Source organism: Vitiosangium sp. GDMCC 1.1324, from assembly GCF_003044305.1.
GTDB lineage: Bacteria > Myxococcota > Myxococcia > Myxococcales > Myxococcaceae > Archangium.
Genome location: NZ_PZOX01000011.1, coordinates 12474 through 30932, shown reverse-complemented (window position 1 = coordinate 30932; position 18459 = coordinate 12474). Strand labels below are relative to the sequence as shown.

The following is an 18459-nucleotide window of genomic DNA, read 5'->3' as shown; positions in this document are numbered from 1 at the left end:
CGCGCGCCAGCGTGAGCATAGGCGGCATGGGAGCCCTGTTGCGGGCGAGGGCGGGGGTAGGTGGTCGTCCAGGAGGGCCGCGCGACACGCATTGGACGGTGCAGGAGGGCCCCGAGGAGGCCCGTCTGCGCAGGCGAGCGGAGGTGGCCAGGAAGGTGCGCCTGAAGTCCGGCGTCTACGGCCGGGTCGAGCGGGGCGCCATGGTGCCCAGCGTCCCCACGCTTCGGCGCATCTGCGAGACCCTGGCCATCTGCTCGGATGCGCTCCTGTCCCTGGGTACTCAGGCCCACGAGGCAACGGCGCCGACCCCTCCACCCGCGGCCGGTGAGCACCCGGAACTGAACCGCATCATCCACATCTTGCAGGGGTGGCCGCCGGACGTGTTCAAGACGCAAACGGCAAAAACCCCATCCGCTTCTCGCTCCATCGCCGGGTTTTCAGGCTGCCCAGGCGCTCGTCGGCTTCGCGCGTAGCCGCCCAGCAGGCGCGCCATATCCTCAGCAGCAGGGGCCGTCAGGCGAGCGGGATGGGCAAGCGTGTTTGGAAAGTGAAGTGGAAGGCGTTCCCGGCCCCGGACGGCGAGGAGCGGCTGAGCAGGACCGTCAGGCTGCTGCTGGAGGCAGCCCGCAGCGGCTCGTCGGCAAGAAGGACAGGCCCCAGGGCCGCATCATGCAGCCAGGAACCAAGGGGCGAGGAGGACGCCCAGGAGGAGGGCCATGATGCAGAGAGCGGCACTGTATGCGCGCGTGTCGACGACGCGCCAGCAGGAGGAGAGGACGGTGGCCTCGCAGCTGGCGGCTTTGGAGAAGGCCGCTGAGGGCATGAGGCTGGTGGTGGCCGCCGAGCACCGCTACGTGGCTGTGAAGCGGCCCCTAAGGGGCGACGCTCTCGATGCGGGCCGGGCACTGCTTCGAGCACCATTGACGCCCGTGACGCGCCCGCGCGTCCTCGCTGATGCCCATCAACCAGCCGGTACAAATCTTCATCAACAAGCGTGCGCGGTAACATCAATACGCCCCAACTCCCTGCCTCTCTCCTCAATCCAGGGCGGCCTGGGCTGGGGTGTGCCCCAACGGGTTGCACCGTCCCGTGTACCGGCTCGGCGCTCGGCCTTGCTCGCCCCGGCACCAGCCCTTCTCGGCCCCTCCGCTCCTGCCCTCTCCCTCTACATGGCTTCTCTCCCGCCTATACGCAGGACCTGAAGGCGGCGCCAGCCCCATCGGGCCTGGCAGCAGCTCGAGCATGAAGCGAGCCTCGAGGCCCATCCCGAAGCCGCGCGCGCCGCGCTCGAGCAGGAGCGCGACGAGTATCGCGCTATCGCCAGGCGCCGCGTGCGTCTGGGACTCCTCCTGCCCGCGATCGGACAGGCCCACGGCATCGCGGGGGAGTACCACGGCATGGACCCATCGAGCCCAGAGGCGCAGCTCGGCGCGACGGCGTACGAGGAGAAGGTGGTCGACTTCCTTTTCTCGAAGGCCGAGATCACGGACCGGGCAGTCACCCGTGAGGAATTGGTCCAGGCAGTGAATTCCGCAGGATAGGCCGAAGCTCCCGCCTCCCACCCGGCAAGAGGTGCGCTCTTAAGGCTGCCGAATCTGGAATCTGCATTTCGTTCAAGTCTCGCATCCGGCGCTCTGGCTAGAGTCACGCTGTCACCTTCGTGACCTACCTTTGCTTACGCCCATGAAAAAGACTCTTGCCTCACTTCTTGTTCTTTCTGCCGTTGTCACCTCCTGCGGTGATGAAGGCTCCGGCTCCAAGGACCTGGCCTTCAACCTCGCGGGTGCAAAGGCTCTTCTCTACAGCCAGCAGGGCATCAGTTCCGGGCGTTCAAAGGCCGCGGAATCAAACCTTTTCAAGATTGAAGCGAATGGCAATGTCACTCCCGTACTTGAAGGAGCTGAAGTGGTGAGTGTCAATGCAATCTCCTGGGGCATGATAGTCACGACTCGTGCCACAGGAACGGATGACCTCCGGACTTTCTATGTAAAGCATGACAACACCTCCGGCGAAATCCCTGCAGACCTCGGGAGATTCGTTGGGGAGAATGATAACGGCGATGTTGTATTCGTCACCGGCACAGTGCTCAGAAAGTCGACCTTGACGTTGGAGCCAATACAAACCACGCTCACCCGACCGCTCGTGGACACCATGTCTGGCAACTTTGCCATCATCAGTGATAGCTCCATTCACCAGATTTTCAATACTGTTAACGGTGTACGCTACAATGTCATGAGCTGTAACGGTCCGCATATCATGGCTTTGGATGCCACCCACGCGGTGATTGATGATTGCCAACCCAAGGCAGTGATCGACATGGCTACTGGCGAGCGCACAGAAGGCGACATCCGCGCGTTGAACCATGAGAGCGTACACAGTGAGAACGGAGCCGTGGTGCTTGCTCAAGGACTGGGAAGCGACTTCAACCTTTTTCATCTCGGTGAAGTTGACGTTCACGGCGGCCTCACACTTGTCAATGAATACGGATTCCAACCCGGCTCCCCGTGCATGAGCTGCAGCTCGAATTCCGTGCTGCATAAGACCGGTGATTATTTCATCGTGCGCGAGCTCAACAAGGTGACTGTCGTCAAACGCGGTGAATCCAATCCTGTTTTCATCTTGTCAGGCTATAACGTCACTTCTATTTCGACGAATGACAATCGTGTTTACTATCTAGCGGAAGACAGCACGGGTCATCCCATCACCGGTGTTTACGATCTGGCGACCCATGAGAACAAGGTATTGCTGGATTCAGAGCGGTTTACAGAAATCCATGCCATGAATTAGATGCGGGTGCGGCCCCGGGCCCAGGGGGAGCTCAGTCCTGCCCCCTCAGTCACAATTCGACCAGGTCAGCGCGGTGTTCGCCCTGCAGCGCCGGAGGGCACGGCGGCAGGGGCTTCGCGGTGGGCAGGTCAGGGGCCGTGTCGTTCATCCAGTTCTTCGGGTCGGCCCATCAGGTGACGCCGCACTTCCACTCGCTGGTACCGGACGGCGTCTTCGTGCCGGGGGAGGGCGGCGCGCGCTTCGAGGCGTTGCCGCCGCCCACGCAAGGTGAGGTGGAGCGGCTGCTGATGGGGGTACGCCACCGAGTGCTGCGGCTGTTGGAGAAAAGAGGGGCCCTGACAGGCAGGGGCTGGAGCGGCTGTGCCGCTATGCCTGGCCAGACCTCTCCTACGCCGCCGTGGACCTGGCGTAATACACGTGCACCCCGCGCGTGGCGGCGTCCCACCACTCCACCATGCGCGCCTCATCCATCGTGCTCCAGTCCGGCGCCTCGGTGAGCAGCGCACGGCCCAGCACCTTCCCCAGACTCACCTGCCTGTCCCCCACCCCCCACACCTCCTCGTTCCACGCCCGCAGCGCCTCCTCCAACGTGCCGTGCGCCTGCAGCGCCTGGCTCAAGGCCATGGCCTGTTGCTGCGCCTTGATCGCCCCCGCCGCCGTGTGCGGCCGGGCGATGGAGCTCGCGTCCCCCATCAGGCACACCCGCCCCCGCACGTACGCCGGTACATGCAAATCATAAACAACCTGGATGAAGGGCTCCGCCGTGGCACAGATGACGTCCGCAGCCACCCCGCGCAGTTCCCGCCGGGCGCGCTCGTGCAGGACGCGGACGTGCTCCTCCCGTGCCGCCCCGCGCGGCAGCGACGTCTCATGCCGGCGGCCCCACTTGTCCGTCAGCAGCTCCGCGAGCCGCGCCTCGGGCGTGAGGGCGTACCAGCCCCAGTTCACCCTCCGCTCCCCGGCCGAGCATTCCCCCCCAGACCCGGGGATGGCGTAGAGGATGCACAGCCCCCCCTCATGAATGGCCCACTCCACCCGGCCTTCTGCTCCATACGTTGCGGCGGGCACCCGCGCCTCCTCCACCATCCCCCGCCAAATGAGGTAGCCGGCGTACTCCGCCTTCACCTCGGGGAAGAGCTGTCTGCGGCCCCAGGACTGGTAGCCATCCGCGAAGACAACCAGATCGAACGTGAGGCGGCGCCCGTCCTCCAGCGCGAGGGTGACCGGGCCGTCCGCATGCTCCTCCACCCCCGTGACGTTGCACCCCCGGTGGTACACCTCCTCGGGTACCCGCTTGCGATGGTTGGCGAACAGCAGGCCCCAACTCATGCTCGCCACGGAGGCCGGCTGCACCCGGAGGATGCGGCCCTGGCGCTCCCCCTCCGTGGGCACCGTCCATATGGAGTTGCCCGTGTGAATGACAGGAAACCCGGAGTCCACCAGATCGCGCCGTTTGAGCAGCTCCAGGTGGGGGATGGAGGTGGCGATGCCAGCACCCCGGTCCTCGAGTTGCCCCGTGGAGCGCTCGAACACCTTCACCTCACACCCGGCGCGAGACAGCTCGATGGCGCACATGCAGCCCGCGATCGAGCCCCCCACGATTCCGACCCGCAGTCCCTTCGCACACCCCGAAGCGGATGCCTCCATGTCCATGCCTCCTCCCGTGAGCACGCGCGCTGGGCGCACTGTACGAGGTGTTTGACACCTTCCGGGGGATGCTACTCCAGCTGGGCGACCCCCCCTCTATCCGCACCAACGTCGAGGCGAAGGTCATCGACGTGGCCGAGCGGCTCGCGGGCGCGCGGCGCTGACGGCCGTCACTCCGGGCGCTTGGGGGCGAGCGGAATCTCCAGCGTGGCCGTGGCTCCCCGGCCCGGCCCCTCGCTCTGCAGCGTCAGCCGTCCTCCCAGCATCTGCGCCGCCAGGGCGCTCCAGTGCAGGCCGAAGCCGTGGCCGTCCCTGCGCGTGGTGAAGCCGTGCGAGAAGAGCTTTCCGAGCACCTCCGGCGCGATGCCAGCGCCGCTGTCCACCACCTGGATGCGTGCCCACCCGTTTTCCGAGGTGAGCCGCACCAGCAGGCGCCGCTGTTCCTCGGGCATCGCGTCCATGGCGTTCTTGGCGTTGGCGAGGAGGTTGATGAGAATCTGCATCACCTTGTGCTTGTCCAGCCGGACGCGGGGTAGGAAGCCGACCTCGCGGGTGACGCTGATGCCGTGGCGTTGGAGCGCGGCGTACTGGATGCGCAGGGTGTCGTCGACGAGCTGCCCCAGGTCGCACTCCTCGGTGAGCAGGGGCGTCTTCGCGTACGTCTGCTGCACGTGGACGATGGCCCGGATGTGCTCCACGTGCCGGCTCATCGCCTCCAGGCTCTCCTGGAGGTTTGTCTGCTCCGTGATGAGCTCGGCCCCGAGCGCGGCGAGGTAGTCGGGCAGGCACGTGCCCCGGGGATCCGCCGTGAAGAAGTCCGCGAGCCGCGCGCGGTGCTCCTCGAGCAGCCCGGCCACCTGCCTCACCCGGGTGACGCGCGAGGCGCCCACCCCGTGACGCATCGTCTCGAGGTTCACCACGGCGCTGGTGAGCACGTTGCCCACGTTGTGCAGCACGTTGGAGGCGATCTCGGACATGCCCGCCGCGCGCGCCATCTCCACCAGCCGCGCCTGGGCTTCCTTCAGCTCGTGCGTGCGCTCGTCCACCCGCCGCTCCAGCTCGTCGTTGGCCTCGCGCAGGGCGGCCTTGGCGCGCTGGATGTCGGCGTAGAGCCGTGCGTTCTCCAGGGAGATGGCCGCTTGCGAGGCGATGTGCCCGAGCAGCGCGATGCGCGCCGGCGTGAAGGCATCCGCGGCGAGGCTGTTCTCCAGGTACAGCACGCCGACGAGCTCCTCCTGGCGCATCAGCGGCAGGCAGAGCACGGACCGGGCCTGGCCGCGCGCGAAGTAGCCGTCCGAGGAGTAGGGATGGGGCTTGGAGGCATCGCCGATGAGCACGTGCTCGTGCGCGCGCTTGACGTAGGTGAGCAGCGACCAGGGCAGCGCGTGGGGGACGTTCTCGTCCGGGAGGACCACGGTGCCGCCCTCCGTCTCCTGGGAGAGGGCCACCAGCTGCAGCTTGTTGCCGAGCGGGCGCAACAGGGCGCCGCGCTGCGCACCGGCGTTCTCGATGGCCACCTGCAACAGCGTGGACGCCAGCCGCTCCATGACGATCTCCCCGGAAATGGCCTGCTGGGCCTTCACCACGGTGAGCGCGTCGATCTGCGTCGAGGTCGTATCGCAGGCGCCCCGGTCCGGACCCTTCGCCACTCCCGAGGGGAAGGGCCACTGGTCATCCAACTGCCGCACCTTGCCGTGGGCGCCCCACGTCCGGTACGCCTCACGGGCCTCGCGGGCGTAGGCCAGGGCGATGGTGGAGACACTCCGCTTGCGCCAGAAGCGCGCCGCGAGCTCGCTGACCAGGGCGACGTGCTGGATGAAGCCGTTCTCGCGGGCCGACCGGAGCGCCTCCTCGTAGGTGTGCATCGCGTCGTCCCACCCGCCCAGGCGGTATGCGAGCTCCGCGGAGACGAGCCGCTCGGCCGCGCGGAAGTTGCCGGGGCACTGGACCGCCCACTCCTCGAGCTGTTGCCGGTGCCGCTCGAGGGCCTCGAGGTACTCCCGCCGCATCTCGGGCGTCGCGTCCTCGCAGCAGGCGGACAGGGTGAGCGCGCTGTAGAGGTGGAAGTCCACCAGCTGGATGTAGCCCGCCGAGGACCAGAGCAGCTCCGCGGCCCGGAGCGACGCCTGGCGCGCCTCCTCGTACCTGCCGCACATGAAGCGCGAGCGCATCTTGGTGATCCAGTACCAGCACCCCATGGTGCCCACGTGCGGTGCCGACGCGAGCCCGGCCTCGAAGGCCTCCTCCTCGAAGTCCTCGCCGTTGAGCGAGTCGAAGGTGCGCGAGAGGCCGCGCAGCTGCTGCACGTAGCGCTGGGTGTGGTGGATGCTGTGCTGCACGGCCCGGTAGCCCGTCTTGCGCGCGAAGTCGAGGCGCGCGATCGACTCCTGGTAGACCTCTTCCAGGCCGTGCCCCAGGGCGAGGCGAGCCATGACGATACTGGGGCAGCTGTAGCAGGCCGTCTGGAAGTCACCGGCCGGGACGGCGTGCTGGAAGGCGCTGCGGACGTACTCCAGCGCCAGGGCGAGCGGCCGGGTCCAGATGCTGAGGCGCTCCATCGCGTAGAGGACCCTCGCCCGGGAGGCGGAGAAGCCGTGGCGCTCGATGAGGGCCAGGGCAAGCTCACCGAAGGCATGACCCTCCTGGTGCCTCTTGAAGAAGGAGACCAGGACGATGCCGTACCTCGCATACCCTTGCGTGGCGGCCTCGCTGTTGCCGTGGCGCAGGGTGAGCAGGAGCATCCGGCTCAGGTGGAGGACGAGCAGGTTGTTGTCGGTGAGGAACGCGGGCATGAACAGGGTGTCCAGCACGCTCATCACCGCCTTCCTGTCCGGGTCCGTCATGAGCGGCAGCTCGAGGAGGCTCGCGATGGGGCGTTCCCCCAGCAAGGCCCAGAGCTCCGCGTTGGCGGCCTCCACCTCGGCCCAGGTGGGGTGTGGGGACATGGGCATGCCCAGCGACGCCAGGCACTCCAGCAGGCACGTGACGGCCGTCGGGGTCTCGCCCTTGGTGAGGTGGATGTCGCACCGCAGCCGGGACACCGCCGCCAGTTGCGACGGGGTGCGTGCCCGCGAGCGGAGCGCCCCCACGAGCTGGTGCGCCCCGGCCAGGTTGCCGCTCATGAACTCGCTGGTCGCCCGCTGGAGGCTCAGCTTGAAGGTCAGCTCGGGCTCCTGCTCCCAGGAGTCCCCTGGCAGCAGGGAGAGGGCCGTCGTGAAGTAGGCGATGGCCGAGCGGTGCGCCGTGGAGGCCTGCGCCTTCCAGCCGGCCTCGGCGTTGAGCATCGCGACGTGGTGGCGTTCCTCGGGGGACTGGAGCAGCTCCGCCCCGGCGTTGAGCTGGTTCACCACGTCGAAGATCTTCTCCCGCACTTCCTCCGCGGGCAGGCTCGCGAGCAGCAGCCGGCCGATGCGCAGGTGGACGGCCTTGCGCTCCTCCTCGGGGATGAGGGCATGGGCCGCCTGCTGGATGCGATCATGGAGGAAGCGGTACTGCTCCTCGCCCCCCCGCATCACCAGGCCTTCCTGGAGCGCGGGCTCCAATCCCTGTTCCACCTCCTCCAAGGGCTTGTCGGAGATGAGGGACAGGGTCCGCAGGACAAAGGCATTGCCCGCGCACGCCGACAGGCGCAGCAGGTGCTGGGTCGCCTCGGGCAGCTGGCGCAGCCGGCCCACGAGGAAGTCGACGACGTTGTCGGAGTACGCCCGGGCCCGCACGCCCTCCGCGTCCCACCGCCAGGAGCCCTCGGGCGTGCGCGTCAGCAGCCCGTCCTGGTTCAGCGTCCGCATGAGCTGGAGGAAGAAGAACGGGTTGCCCCCCGTCTTCTCGTGCACCAGCGCGGACAGCGGCTCGACGAGCTCCGGCCCCGCCCCCGGCAACGCGTCGGTGATGATCTGCCGGAGCTGCTCCGCGCTCAGCGGCTCGAGCCGGAGATCCGACACGCGCGCGCCCGCCGCGCGCAGCTCCTCGCGCGTCAACATCAGCGGGTGGGACGGGCTGACCTCGTTGTCGCGGTAGGCGCCAATCAACAGCAGCGGCGGCGTGTCCGGATGGGTGAAGAGGTGCTGGACGAGCCGGAGGCTGGCCCGGTCCGCCCACTGCAGGTCATCCAGGAAGATGGCGAGCGGGTGCTCGGGGGTGGAGAGCACCCCGAGGAAGCGCTGGAAGACGCGATCGAAGCGGTGCCGCACCTCGGCGGGCGAGAGCTCCGGGAGCGCGGGCTGCTTGCCGACGATCAGCTCCAGCTGGGGAACCAGGTCCACGAGCAGCTGCCCGTTGCCCTCCCACGCCTCGCGCAACTGCTCGCGCCACGCCTCCAGCTCCGCGTCGGTGCCGGCGAGCAGCTGGCGCACCAGCCCGCGGATGGCCTGGGCCAGCGTGGCGTAGGGGATGTCGCGCTGGAATTGATCGAACTTGCCGTCGAGGAACAGGCCGCGCCGCTGCACGATGGGCCGGTACAGCTCGTGGACGACCGAGGACTTCCCGATGCCAGAGTAGCCGCTGATCAGCACGAGCTCCGGACGCCCGCCGCGGGCCACGCGCTCGAAGGCCTGGAGCAGCAGGTCCACCTGCGCCTCGCGCCCATAGAGCCGCTGGGGCATCTGGAAGTGCGTGGGGACGTCGTGCTCGCCCAGCGGGAAGGGCGCGGACTCGTCCCGGGCCAGCGCCTCCCGGCAGCGCAGCAGGTCCGCCTTCAGCCCATCCGCGCCCTGGTAGCGCTCCTCGGCGACCTTCGCGAGCAGCTTCATCACGATGGCCGACAGGCTGAGAGGGATTGTCGGCACGCGCTCGTGCGGCGGCTTGGGCGCCTGGGCCATGTGCGCGTGGAACCACTCGAGCGCGTCGCGCCCGTGGAAGGGCAGCGTGCCCGTGAGCAGCTCGTAGAACGTCACGCCCAGCGAGTAGAGGTCCGTGCGGTAGTCCACCGAGCGGTTCATCCGCCCGGTCTGCTCCGGGGACATGTACGCCAGCGTGCCCTCGATGAGCGAGGCGGGGGCGGCCTCCACGTGCTCGATGCCCTGCAGCGTGGCGGTGCCGAAGTCGATGATGCGCGTCTCGCCCGAGGGCAGCAGCACGATGTTGGAGGGCTTGAGGTCCTTGTGGATGACGCCGCGGCGGTGGATGTCCGCCAGTGTCGAGGCGATGGAGAGGGCCAGCTCCAGGAAGCGGTCCACCTCGAGCGGCGCGCCCACGGACTGGGACAGGGCCACCCCACCCTCGTGCTCAAGCAGGAGCACCGGGCGGCCCTGCGTCAGCTCACAGCCCACGACGCGGGTGACGCCGCGCACCTCGCGCAGCCGCTGCAGGATGGCGTGCTCCCGGCGGTAGTGCTCGAGCTCGCGCGCGCTCGGGTGCTCCGTCGCCGGCATCTTCACGATGACGGGGAGGCGATCCGCATCGCGCACCCCCTGGTAGAGGACGCTTCCCCCCGTCGACTCGAGCCTGTCGATGAGCGTGTAGCCTGGAATGCCGACCATCAGGGACCCTTCTCCTGGTTGAACCCAGGCCCCCCTGTCGGGGTACCACCTTTCCTGACTCACGGCGGTGCCTTGGATCCACTTCTGGCTCGCGAGGGCCCCCTGGGGTGCTGCCCTCGTTCTCTTGTCAGATGAGAGACACCGAGAGCAAGAACGTATTCAGGACTGAACAGCCTCTTCCCCGAGTGCTTGACCGGGAGTCGTCCAGCCTGGCGCGGAGAGTGGCTCAGGCCGCCTGGGTGGAACCCGGGGCCAGCCGGGGCACGAACACCTCCACCGGCTGGGCCTTGCCCTTCACCGGCACCGCGCCGATGGGCGTGCACGTGAGGACGTCTCCGGCCTGGGCGCGCGTGGCCTCGGTGATGAGCAGGTCCACCCATGGACGACAAGAGCCGCTACGTGGTGGCGCTGGAGGCGCGTTGCAGCGAGCGCGAGAGTGTGGTGCAGCTGGACGGCCAGCTCTTCGAGGTGCGTCAGGGCTTCCTCGCCGGCCGTCGGCTGTGCTCCGTCGCCTGGCGTCCCTGGTGCCTCCGCCTCGGGCGAACCTCACGAGGTTTCATGGCGTCTTCGCTCCGGGCGCCAAGCTCCGGCCATTTCTGCTCCCTCAAGCGGGGACGGAGGCGGGCCCACAGAAGGAGAGCCTCTGCTTGGCCGCGACGGTGGAGGAGCCGAGGAATCAGAGGACGGCGCGGGTGGATTGGGCCGGGCTGCTCCGCAGGACGGAAAGCCCTGGACGGGCTTCGCCTGTCCGCGGTGTGGAGCCAAGAGGGTTGTACCGTCCCGTGTACCGGCGCGGCGCTCGGCCTTGCTGGCCCCGGCTGCGGCCCTTCTCGGCCCCTCCTCTCCTGCCCTCTCCCTCTACATGGCTTCTCTCCCGCCTATACGCCAACACATGGAGGCAGGTGGCGCAGCACTTCCCGGCAAGAGTAGGCGGTGTCGGCCACCAGTTAAGAGAATGGGCAGTGCCCAGACTCGACCGGAGAAGGGCACGGGCACCAGCACGGCCCGCACCACCCAGACATGGCCGAAGGTGAGCAAGCGCCTTTTCCGGGTAGAGCGTACCGCGTCGACGTGAACACCCAGCCCGAACACCTTGGGTCCCTTGTGAGTGCACAGGGTGTCATCGAGCACCAGGCGCAGCGGCCCCGGTGCGAGCGCCACCAGCTTGAGCAGCAGCAGGCGCCCCACCTCGTCCAGGCTCCAGTGAGCGTGGGAGAAGAAGCGGTGGAAGGCGGCGTGGTGGAGGGTACCGGAGACGCCTGCCACCACCAGCGACTCAGTGACGGCGTGCAGCCCGCTGGTACGCACCCAGCCTGCAAACAGGGTGAGGAAGCGGCGAAACGAGGGTCGTGTGAAGGCGGGGCTGACGAGCAGAAGTATCGACAGCAGCGTGTTCAAAGAGGGGGCGGTCATCGGTGTGCTGGACGGGAAAAGTCTTGGTCGACTTCTCAACCTCTCCCGTTGGCCGCCCTCCTCTTGCGCTCGCGCCCTCCTCGCCTGCTCGCCTGCTCTCCTCAAAATGGCGAAAGTCGAGTTTGACACCTTCCCTGGACGCCTTCCCTGGCACCGGGTAGGCGTCCCGATCCGCATCAGGGCTGCCCGGTCACCCACGCCGCGAAGCCGCGGAGGCCCGGAATCTGGTAGCTCCAGGAGAGCATGAGCACATACAATCAAGGTGAACGAGTGAGCCGTATTTCTGAAGTGACCGAGCACGATTTCGACGAGCTCATCAACGTGTGGGAAGCCTCCGTGCGCGCCACGCACGATTTCCTGCCCGCTGCCGACATCGACTGGCTGCGCCCCAAGATCCGCAACGAATACTTCGGCATGGTCAACCTGCGCGCCTACAGGGACGAAGCCGACAAAATCCTCGGCTTTGTCGGCGTGGCAGGCGGCAATGTGGAGATGCTGTTCATCGCGCCTGCCACGCGCGGCCAGGGCATTGGCAAGCAGTTGCTTCAACACGCCATCGAGCACCTGGGCGCCACCACGGTGGATGTGAACGAGCAGAACCCGCAGGCTGTGGGGTTCTATCTGCACGAGGGTTTCGAGACGACGGGCCGTTCGGAGCTGGACGGACAGGGCAAGCCCTATCCGCTTCTGCACATGAAGCTCAAGAGCGCAGCCTGAAGCAGACAACAAAAGGCTCATCACGGAATTCCGAGAAAAGCGTTGTCATGCGCGAATAAGGGGCCCGAGCCCTTCGCTCTTCCTTCCCTCAGCCTCTGCGCCTCCTGCCGGAACTGCTCCAGCTCCTTCTCCACGTGCACCTCCAGGTTTATTGCCTGGACGTCTCACGCCACTGCCTCTCTCGTCACGACGGGGTCCGGCGAGCAGTTACGAGCAGTCACGGTGCCAAAGACGCCCACGCCCCTGCTGCCTCCCCCTGGGGAAGCCACTGGGCCGATGTGTGCCCCATGGGGCTGCACCGCCTCTCCACCGGCCCGGCGCACAGCCTCGAGGCACCCGTCAGCAACCCTCCTCCACCCCTCGGCTCCAGCCCTCTCCCTCAACACCGCCCCCATCCCTCCTATACGCAGCACCGCGCCCTGGAAGGTGGCCTTCTTCCACCACCCGCCCTGGTCCAGCGGGGAGCATGGCTCACAGCTCGCGGTGCGCAGGGAGTTCGGCCCTCTCTTCGAGCGCTACGGCGTGGACCTGGTCCTCACCGGTCATGACCACAACTACGAGCGCAGCAAACCCATGCGCGGGAGTGAGGTGGCATCCGCGCCGACACAGGGCGTGAGCTACCTCGTGGTGGGAAGTGGTGGCGCGGCGCTGAGGGCCTTTCCCGAGAGCCAGCCGACATGGGCCGCCTACCGCAACAACACGGCCTACGGGTACCTCGACGTCGTGGTGGAGAATGGAGCGCTGCGCGCACGCTTTCTCAATCCGGGCGGCGTCGTGCTGGACAGTCTGACGCTCAGCAAGACGGTGACGGCTGCCGGTGGACGTCCGGTGGACGAGGTCGGAGCGCCGGCGGTCCTCCGGACGCCTCCAGGGCCCGTGGATGACCCGGCCGTCCGGCCCGCAGGCCTCGGCGAGCGCCACGAGCTCGCGCCCGTCGACGACTCGGACGTGGCGCCGCTTCCCTGAGCCTGCGCAATGCGGAGGAGTCCGGCAGCGGGTCTGAGGGTCGGACCTGCTGCCGGGCTCACCCTGCGGGGAGTGATGCGGTCGACAACGCCAAAGACGCGACGTGGTCGGGATGGCCGATGGCCGTCAGGAGCTCCCCAGCGTGTCATCCGGAACCGTCGCGGAATGAGGCCGCGTTCTCCCGTGCCCAGGCCTCGAAGGATCTGGGCCCTCGTCCGAGAACGTGCCGGACCGTTTCGGTGACGGTGTCGAGCCGCCCTCCGCGGATCGCGCTCCAGATGGACAGGAGCGCCGCGACCATCTCCGGCTCCTCCCGTCGCGCCACGAACAACGCTCGCGCTTCCTGGTCGGACATGGACTGGAACACGAGCGGCTCGCCGATCACTGCACTGATCCGTGCGGTCATCTCTGCATAGCTCAGCGCCTCCGGCCCGGTGATACGCAGTGCCTGCCCCTCGTAATCCCACCGAAGCAGCGCATGTGTCGCGACCTCGGCGATGTCGTCGGGATGGATGAGGGCGATCCGCCCCTCTCCCGTCGACGTACGAACCAGCCCGGCCCCCCGGATGGAAGGGGCCCAGCCCAAGGCGTTGGACATGAAGCCCGATGGGCGGAGGAAGGTGAACGAGAGCCCGCTCTCGCGAAGGGCCAATTCACCGCGCGCGTGCCACACGCCGGTCCCAACCTCCTGCTCGACGTCCAGCGACGACAGCTTCATGACGCGCGTGACGCCCACCGCGCGTGCCACCTGCACGGCGGCGGCGTCACGTGCAGCCAGGTCGGGGCCGGCGTTCACCAGGAAGAGCGTCGAGCCCCCGGTGAAGGCGGGCCTGAGGGACGCAGGGTCCGACAGATCACCAACGCGGATGTCCACGTGCTCCCCGTACGACTTGCGCGCCTTCTCCGCGTCGCGCGTCAGGACCCTTGGTCGAATCCCCGCTTCGAGGAGGCGGCCCACCACCCGCCTCCCGATGTTTCCTGTCGCTCCGGTAATGATGTAGCTCATGGCCAGGCGAGCGCGTCCTTGAGGAAGGCGAGCGTCCGGTCCCAGGCCAGCGACGCGCTCCCGGGGGAGTAGACGTCGCTGCGCTGCTCGTTGAAGAACGAGTGCTTCGCGTCATAGCGGTGCAACGTGACCGGGACGCCTGCGCGCTGGAGCTCGGCCTCGATCTGGCCGAGGCGCTCCGGGCTCACCCACTCATCGACGTTCACGTAGTGACCCAGCACCCGGGCTCGGGTCTTCGTCAGGTCCCCCGATTCGGGCCTCGGCACACCGTAGAAGGAAACGCAGGCGCGCACCTCGGGGACCTGGGCCGCGGTGGAGAGCGCGAAGGCCCCTCCCATGCTGAAACCCACCACGCCCACCTTGCACGGGAGGAACGCCTCCACCGCGCGCTGGAGGTCCGCGAACCACTGAGCCTTGTCTCCGGTGACGACCAGCCGCTGGGCCTCCTCAGCGGTCTGCGGGAGCTTGCCCCGGTACAGGTCCGGCGCGAAGGCGACGAACCCCTCCTTCGCGAAGCGGTCCACCACCCCCCGAATCTGCCCAGTCAACCCCCAGAACTCATGAATGACGACGAGGGCCGGGCGGCCCTGTCCTGCGCTGTCGTTCAGATAGCCCGGAAGCTCGCGTACGCGGAGGTTTCCAATCGCTGCGGTATTCAGATAAGTCACTGGCTGCTCCTCACCCATCGACACGGGGTGTGCCGAATGGAAGGGCGCAAACTACGGAGCAAGACTCTCCCCGTCAGCTCGCGTTCGGAGCACAGCTCTTCAGAGGGAAGGGCCCAGCACGCGGGGCCGGTTGCTCAGATTCATCGAGGTTGCCAATGCCGCAAGCCCCGGAAAGGAAGCCAACGCGTCGCCAGCCGAAGCAACAACGCGCACAGGAGACCGTCGGGGTCGTGCTCGAGGCGACCGTCAAGGTGCTCGGACGTGAAGGCGTCGATGCGGTCACCACCAATCGGATAGCGGAGACTGCAGGGGTGAGCATCGGCTCGCTTTACCAGTACTTTCCGGACAAGCACGCCATCTTCGATGCCCTGCATGAACTCCACGCCCAACGCATCCGGCAGGTCCTCGCGCGGATCCTCGACACGCACGCGACCTCGCCTCTCGAGCCACTGGTCCTCGCGCTCGTGGACGGCTTGATCGATGAGCACTCGGCAGATCCACCGCAGCTTCATGAGCTGCTGGCACAGCAGCCGCCGGATGGCGGGGGACTCCGCCGTGCTCTGGGAGCGATCCTCACTTCGAGGCAGCCAGAGGTCGGCTCCCACCCGAGCGCAACGCTGTTCGTGATCCCGAGCCTGATGGATGTGCTGGTCCACGAGGCCGTGCTCGCCCGGCCGAGTGGATTGTCGTTGGCCGCTGCGAAGGCAGCGGCTGCTCGAGCTGTGCTCAGCTGCCTGCACGGATAGCGGTGCAGCCTGTCTGCGCCCGCTTCAGCGTCTCCTCCAGCGCTCAGGATCGGATCCAGACCCGCGATGCTCAGGGGAGCGGGTCAATTTCCCGCACGCTCAGCCACTTGAAGTCGACGTCGGGAGCGGAGTTGAGGCGGAAGAAGGCCGTCATCTCCAGGTTGCGCCAGTCCTTCGGAGTCTGCATGTACCCCTTCTCCTGGAGGGCCCGACGGTCGTAGGTGGCAATCCGGCTGGTGCTGTAGCCGTCCTCCGTGAGGACGTTCATCCGCACCTGGCTCGAGCGCATCTTCCAGGAACCGTCCGCATTGCGCGTGATGGTGTCCTGCGGGTCGAAGCGCGCATCCCTCTGGGGGTCCGCGCCCAGGAACCATGCCTGCCCGCCTGCACGCGTCGGATGAACCATGTGCACCCCGAGTGGGTCCACCGTTGCGTCCCCGGGGCTGGGGCTGGGGCGCGGGGCCGGGACCGGTGCCTGCTGCCGCACCTGCACCGCCACCTCGGCGATGCTCGCCCAGTCGTTTGTGGTGTTGCCGTTCACGGTGATGCGGAGGTAGCGAGTGCCGGGCGGAGCGTTGAGCTCGTACGTCTCGAGCGCGCGCGTCTTCCCGGTGCTCCTCGCGGAGTGGAGGTCTTGCCAGGTGGAGCCATCCGCGGAAACCGCGATCGTGAAGGTGTTGCTCCGACTGTCTCCGCGGTACCACGCCACCTGCACGGCGCAGAGCGGCCGCGCCGGGTCCACCTCGTAGCGGATCCACGCGCCCTTTCCATGGGCGGACCAGCGCGTGTTGAGCTGGCCATCCAGGGTGTTCGCGGGGAGGTTGCCGTCGTCTCCGCTGGCCTTGACGCCGAGGGGGCGGAGGACTGCACAGCCATCGAGGGGGGCTTCGATGAAGGACTCGAGCGCCGGCGGGCTCGGGTTCCCTCAAGCGGGGACGGAGGCGGGCCCACAGAAGGAGAGCCTCTGCTTGGCCGCGACGGTGGAGGAGCCGAGGAAGCAGAGGACGCCGCGGGTGGAGTGGGCCGGGCTGCTCCGCAGGACGTTCGCACTGGACGTGTTCGCCTGCGTGAGGTGTGGCGGCAGGCGGCGGCTCTTGGCGTACGTACTCTCGGGAACGTCACCTTCCCGGTGAGCCAGAAGGCGGCGCCCTGAGCACGGCCACCGCGAGCCGTGCCGAGCCTCACAGGGTGGAGCGCCCGCCGATCTCCGGGAAACGCTCGTAGGCCCGCTTGAGCGCGTCCAGGTGCGCGGGGTTGTCCAGGTCGAGCGGCGCGTCCGTGAGCTGCACGACCCACCCGCCCGTCGCGGTGCGCCGCGCCCGTGAGAGCAAGTCCGCGTCGCGCGCCGTGTCCGGAAACCCGATGGCCTGAGCAGCGGCGGCCGACCAGTAGCTCAGCCACCCGAGGCAATGCGGAATCTCAGGCGAGCGGATGTAGTCTGGGAACCTGAGCGTGGGCAGCCCCCGTGGCGGAACTCCTGGCTTACGCACCGGGTCGACCGTCTGCCGCGAAATTTCCACGGTCGCGCTGGATGGCGTGGCGTGACCCCAATACGCGCGTGCGCCTTCCCCAATGGCCGCTAGCACATCCGCTACCGCCGCGATACTGGCTGGGTCGAGTGGCAGGTGCGCATGAACTTCAAAATGCGGCGCGCCATCTGCGGCAAGACCGTTCGGATTTTCCCACCCGGAAATCGCCACCAAGTGGTCATCGTCATCGTTGCAAAGAAACGGAAACCCTCCGTCTGTCTTGTTGGACGCAACCCACTCATCGCGGTGATGTAGCGGGATGAGGTCTTCCTTCTCCGAAGTCGTCCACCCCAAGCGCAATCCAGGAAGCGCACGCTCCATTCCATGAACGATGGCAAGCGGGCGATTATCGTCGCCCACGAGCGCAGGCGCGTACACGCTGATAGTCACCTCATTTCGACCAAACACCATGTCAGCACCAGTCCATAATGACAATGTTGAGGTTGCGATCCAGGCTCTCAAGAGCAACTTTATGTGCGGTGCTTTTGACGCCAACGACAAAATTATAACCACATGCCTCCGCAATCCTTTTCTCGCGTTTTATTTCCGGCAATTTCATGTTGTATTTCCGGCAATTTCATCCTGACAAAGAATATTTGAGAGCGAGATGGTTGTTTTTCAAAGTCATCCGTCTTGACCTCCCAGAGCGTGCGCGTGGCCAGTTGCAGCGCGTCGAAGTTCTTCCCATTCACGTACACATCTCCACCAGGGAAAGTGTTGCCCGGCATCTTGTCGGCACATTCGTTGTGCGGGTCATGCCCGCCACGGTGGCGCGGCTAGGGGATGGGCTTACATCTCGGGTCGTCTTCCTCCACGAGGACGGACGCGAGCTGCTTCTGCGGCGAGGGCTCCCGGGCCGCTGCTTTCGCCGGACGAGGCTGGGCCTCAAGTTCCACCATGAGCTGCCGCGAGGACTCCGAGACGTCCCGCAGCCGTGCCTCGAACTCCCGCTGAGCGCCGACCCAGGGCGGGCGACGGTCGGTCTCCGGCCCGGCGGTGCTGGAGGGATAGAGCAGCACGAGGACCGCGAGCAACGGGCCCACTCGAGGGAGTGCTTCAACCAACGCCCCGGCGCGTCCAACCTGGGCGAGGCCCTCGGCTCCCCTCGCCACCTCTGCGGCTTGTCCGCTCGTCCTCGCGGCGCGGGAGAAGCGCTCGAAGGCCCGTTCCGCTGCGGTGAGCTTGCGGTCCAACTGTTCCCACTGACGCGGCTCGATGTCTTTGCGTGCCCGAGACAGCAGTGCCCTGGCCTTGTCCAGGTCCGCCTTTCCAATCCACGACCGATCCGGTGTCGGCTCCATCGGCGCGGAAACGAGCCGGATGCGCGGGCCCGAAGTGGGAGTCGACGCGAAGGCGTGGGGCGGTGGCATCGACTGTGGAGCGGGCGCGCTAGCGCAGGCAGTGAGCAGTACCAGGAGCGCGCTCCATGTTCGCAAGCGCATCGTCACGTTCTTTCATCAAGCGAGGGGGCAGGCTCTAGTCGGGCCCGTTGGGGAGTATGCC

18 protein-coding genes are annotated in these 18459 nt (G+C 67.3%); 7 read left to right on the top strand and 11 right to left on the bottom strand.

All coding sequences use genetic code 11. From position 1 onward, the window contains the following. Positions 1-26 precede the first annotated feature (26 nt). The 4 genes from DAT35_RS29235 to DAT35_RS61000 all read left to right on the top strand — a co-directional run bounded on the left by DAT35_RS29235 (position 27) and on the right by DAT35_RS61000 (position 3284). Positions 27-473, top strand: coding sequence for a helix-turn-helix transcriptional regulator (locus tag DAT35_RS29235; RefSeq protein WP_146209924.1), 447 nt, complete (start codon positions 27-29; stop codon positions 471-473). A gap of 858 nt (positions 474-1331) precedes the next feature. Continuing rightward, on the top strand, positions 1332-1541 hold the full coding sequence (locus DAT35_RS61005; RefSeq protein ID WP_233261779.1) for a hypothetical protein: 210 nt from the start codon (positions 1332-1334) through the stop codon (positions 1539-1541). Between the two features lie 142 nt (positions 1542-1683). Beyond that, a complete protein-coding gene (locus DAT35_RS29225) occupies positions 1684-2787 on the top strand; it encodes a hypothetical protein (protein WP_146209923.1) in 1104 nt (367 codons plus the stop codon). Between the two features lie 119 nt (positions 2788-2906). Next, entirely contained in the window at positions 2907-3284 is a 378-nt protein-coding gene (locus DAT35_RS61000) for a transposase (RefSeq protein ID WP_369946146.1), read from the top strand. On the opposite strand, the gene DAT35_RS29215 is transcribed toward DAT35_RS61000, so the two are convergent. The 4 genes from DAT35_RS29215 to DAT35_RS29200 form a co-directional block, all read right to left on the bottom strand. Beyond that, positions 3175-4434 carry an FAD-dependent monooxygenase gene (locus tag DAT35_RS29215; RefSeq protein WP_158501921.1) on the bottom strand — a complete coding sequence of 420 codons (1260 nt, stop codon included), beginning with the start codon at positions 4432-4434 and terminating at the stop codon, positions 3175-3177. The genes DAT35_RS61000 and DAT35_RS29215 overlap by 110 nt on opposite strands. A gap of 170 nt (positions 4435-4604) precedes the next feature. After that, the gene (locus DAT35_RS29210; RefSeq protein WP_108071073.1) at positions 4605-9911 is read right to left on the bottom strand and encodes an ATP-binding sensor histidine kinase; all 5307 of its coding nucleotides are present in this window, start codon (positions 9909-9911) and stop codon (positions 4605-4607) included. Between the two features lie 226 nt (positions 9912-10137). After that, complete coding sequence (locus DAT35_RS59155; RefSeq protein ID WP_158501920.1) at positions 10138-10287, bottom strand: hypothetical protein; 150 nt, start codon at positions 10285-10287, stop codon at positions 10138-10140. 482 nt (positions 10288-10769) lie between these two features. Next, positions 10770-11309 (bottom strand): transposase, encoded by a 540-nt coding sequence (locus tag DAT35_RS29200; RefSeq protein ID WP_233261778.1) that lies wholly within the window; start codon positions 11307-11309, stop codon positions 10770-10772. Positions 11310-11567: 258 nt separating this feature from the next. On the opposite strand from DAT35_RS29200, the gene DAT35_RS29195 reads away from it, so the two are divergent. Then, entirely contained in the window at positions 11568-12041 is a 474-nt protein-coding gene (locus DAT35_RS29195) for an acetyltransferase (RefSeq protein WP_108071069.1), read from the top strand. A 276-nt stretch (positions 12042-12317) separates the two neighbouring features. Beyond that, positions 12318-13007: a metallophosphoesterase gene (locus DAT35_RS62450; protein WP_108071067.1), complete on the top strand. Its 690-nt coding sequence runs from the start codon at positions 12318-12320 to the stop codon at positions 13005-13007. 145 nt (positions 13008-13152) lie between these two features. Here the strand turns inward: DAT35_RS62450 and DAT35_RS29185 are convergent, their stop codons facing one another. Continuing rightward, complete coding sequence (locus tag DAT35_RS29185; RefSeq protein WP_108071065.1) at positions 13153-14013, bottom strand: NAD(P)H-binding protein; 861 nt, start codon at positions 14011-14013, stop codon at positions 13153-13155. After that, complete coding sequence (locus tag DAT35_RS29180) at positions 14010-14681, bottom strand: dienelactone hydrolase family protein (protein ID WP_233261776.1); 672 nt, start codon at positions 14679-14681, stop codon at positions 14010-14012. The genes DAT35_RS29185 and DAT35_RS29180 overlap by 4 nt, the downstream gene beginning before the upstream one ends. 230 nt (positions 14682-14911) lie before the next feature. On the opposite strand from DAT35_RS29180, the gene DAT35_RS29175 reads away from it, so the two are divergent. Beyond that, positions 14912-15427, top strand: coding sequence for a TetR/AcrR family transcriptional regulator (locus DAT35_RS29175; RefSeq protein ID WP_158501919.1), 516 nt, complete (start codon positions 14912-14914; stop codon positions 15425-15427). Positions 15428-15497: 70 nt separating this feature from the next. On the opposite strand, the gene DAT35_RS29170 is transcribed toward DAT35_RS29175, so the two are convergent. The 5 genes from DAT35_RS29170 to DAT35_RS29150 form a co-directional block, all read right to left on the bottom strand. After that, the gene (locus DAT35_RS29170) at positions 15498-16319 is read right to left on the bottom strand and encodes a discoidin domain-containing protein (protein WP_108071059.1); all 822 of its coding nucleotides are present in this window, start codon (positions 16317-16319) and stop codon (positions 15498-15500) included. Between the two features lie 289 nt (positions 16320-16608). Beyond that, positions 16609-17367 carry a DUF5953 family protein gene (locus tag DAT35_RS29160; protein WP_199243029.1) on the bottom strand — a complete coding sequence of 253 codons (759 nt, stop codon included), beginning with the start codon at positions 17365-17367 and terminating at the stop codon, positions 16609-16611. Between the two features lies 1 nt (position 17368). Beyond that, positions 17369-17515 (bottom strand): DUF6310 domain-containing protein, encoded by a 147-nt coding sequence (locus DAT35_RS61855; protein ID WP_255415218.1) that lies wholly within the window; start codon positions 17513-17515, stop codon positions 17369-17371. Further along, entirely contained in the window at positions 17460-17684 is a 225-nt protein-coding gene (locus DAT35_RS29155; RefSeq protein WP_255415217.1) for a DUF6310 domain-containing protein, read from the bottom strand. The genes DAT35_RS61855 and DAT35_RS29155 overlap by 56 nt, the downstream gene beginning before the upstream one ends. Positions 17685-17732: 48 nt before the next feature. Continuing rightward, entirely contained in the window at positions 17733-18398 is a 666-nt protein-coding gene (locus DAT35_RS29150; protein WP_108071055.1) for a hypothetical protein, read from the bottom strand. Between the last annotated feature and the right edge of the window lie 61 nt (positions 18399-18459).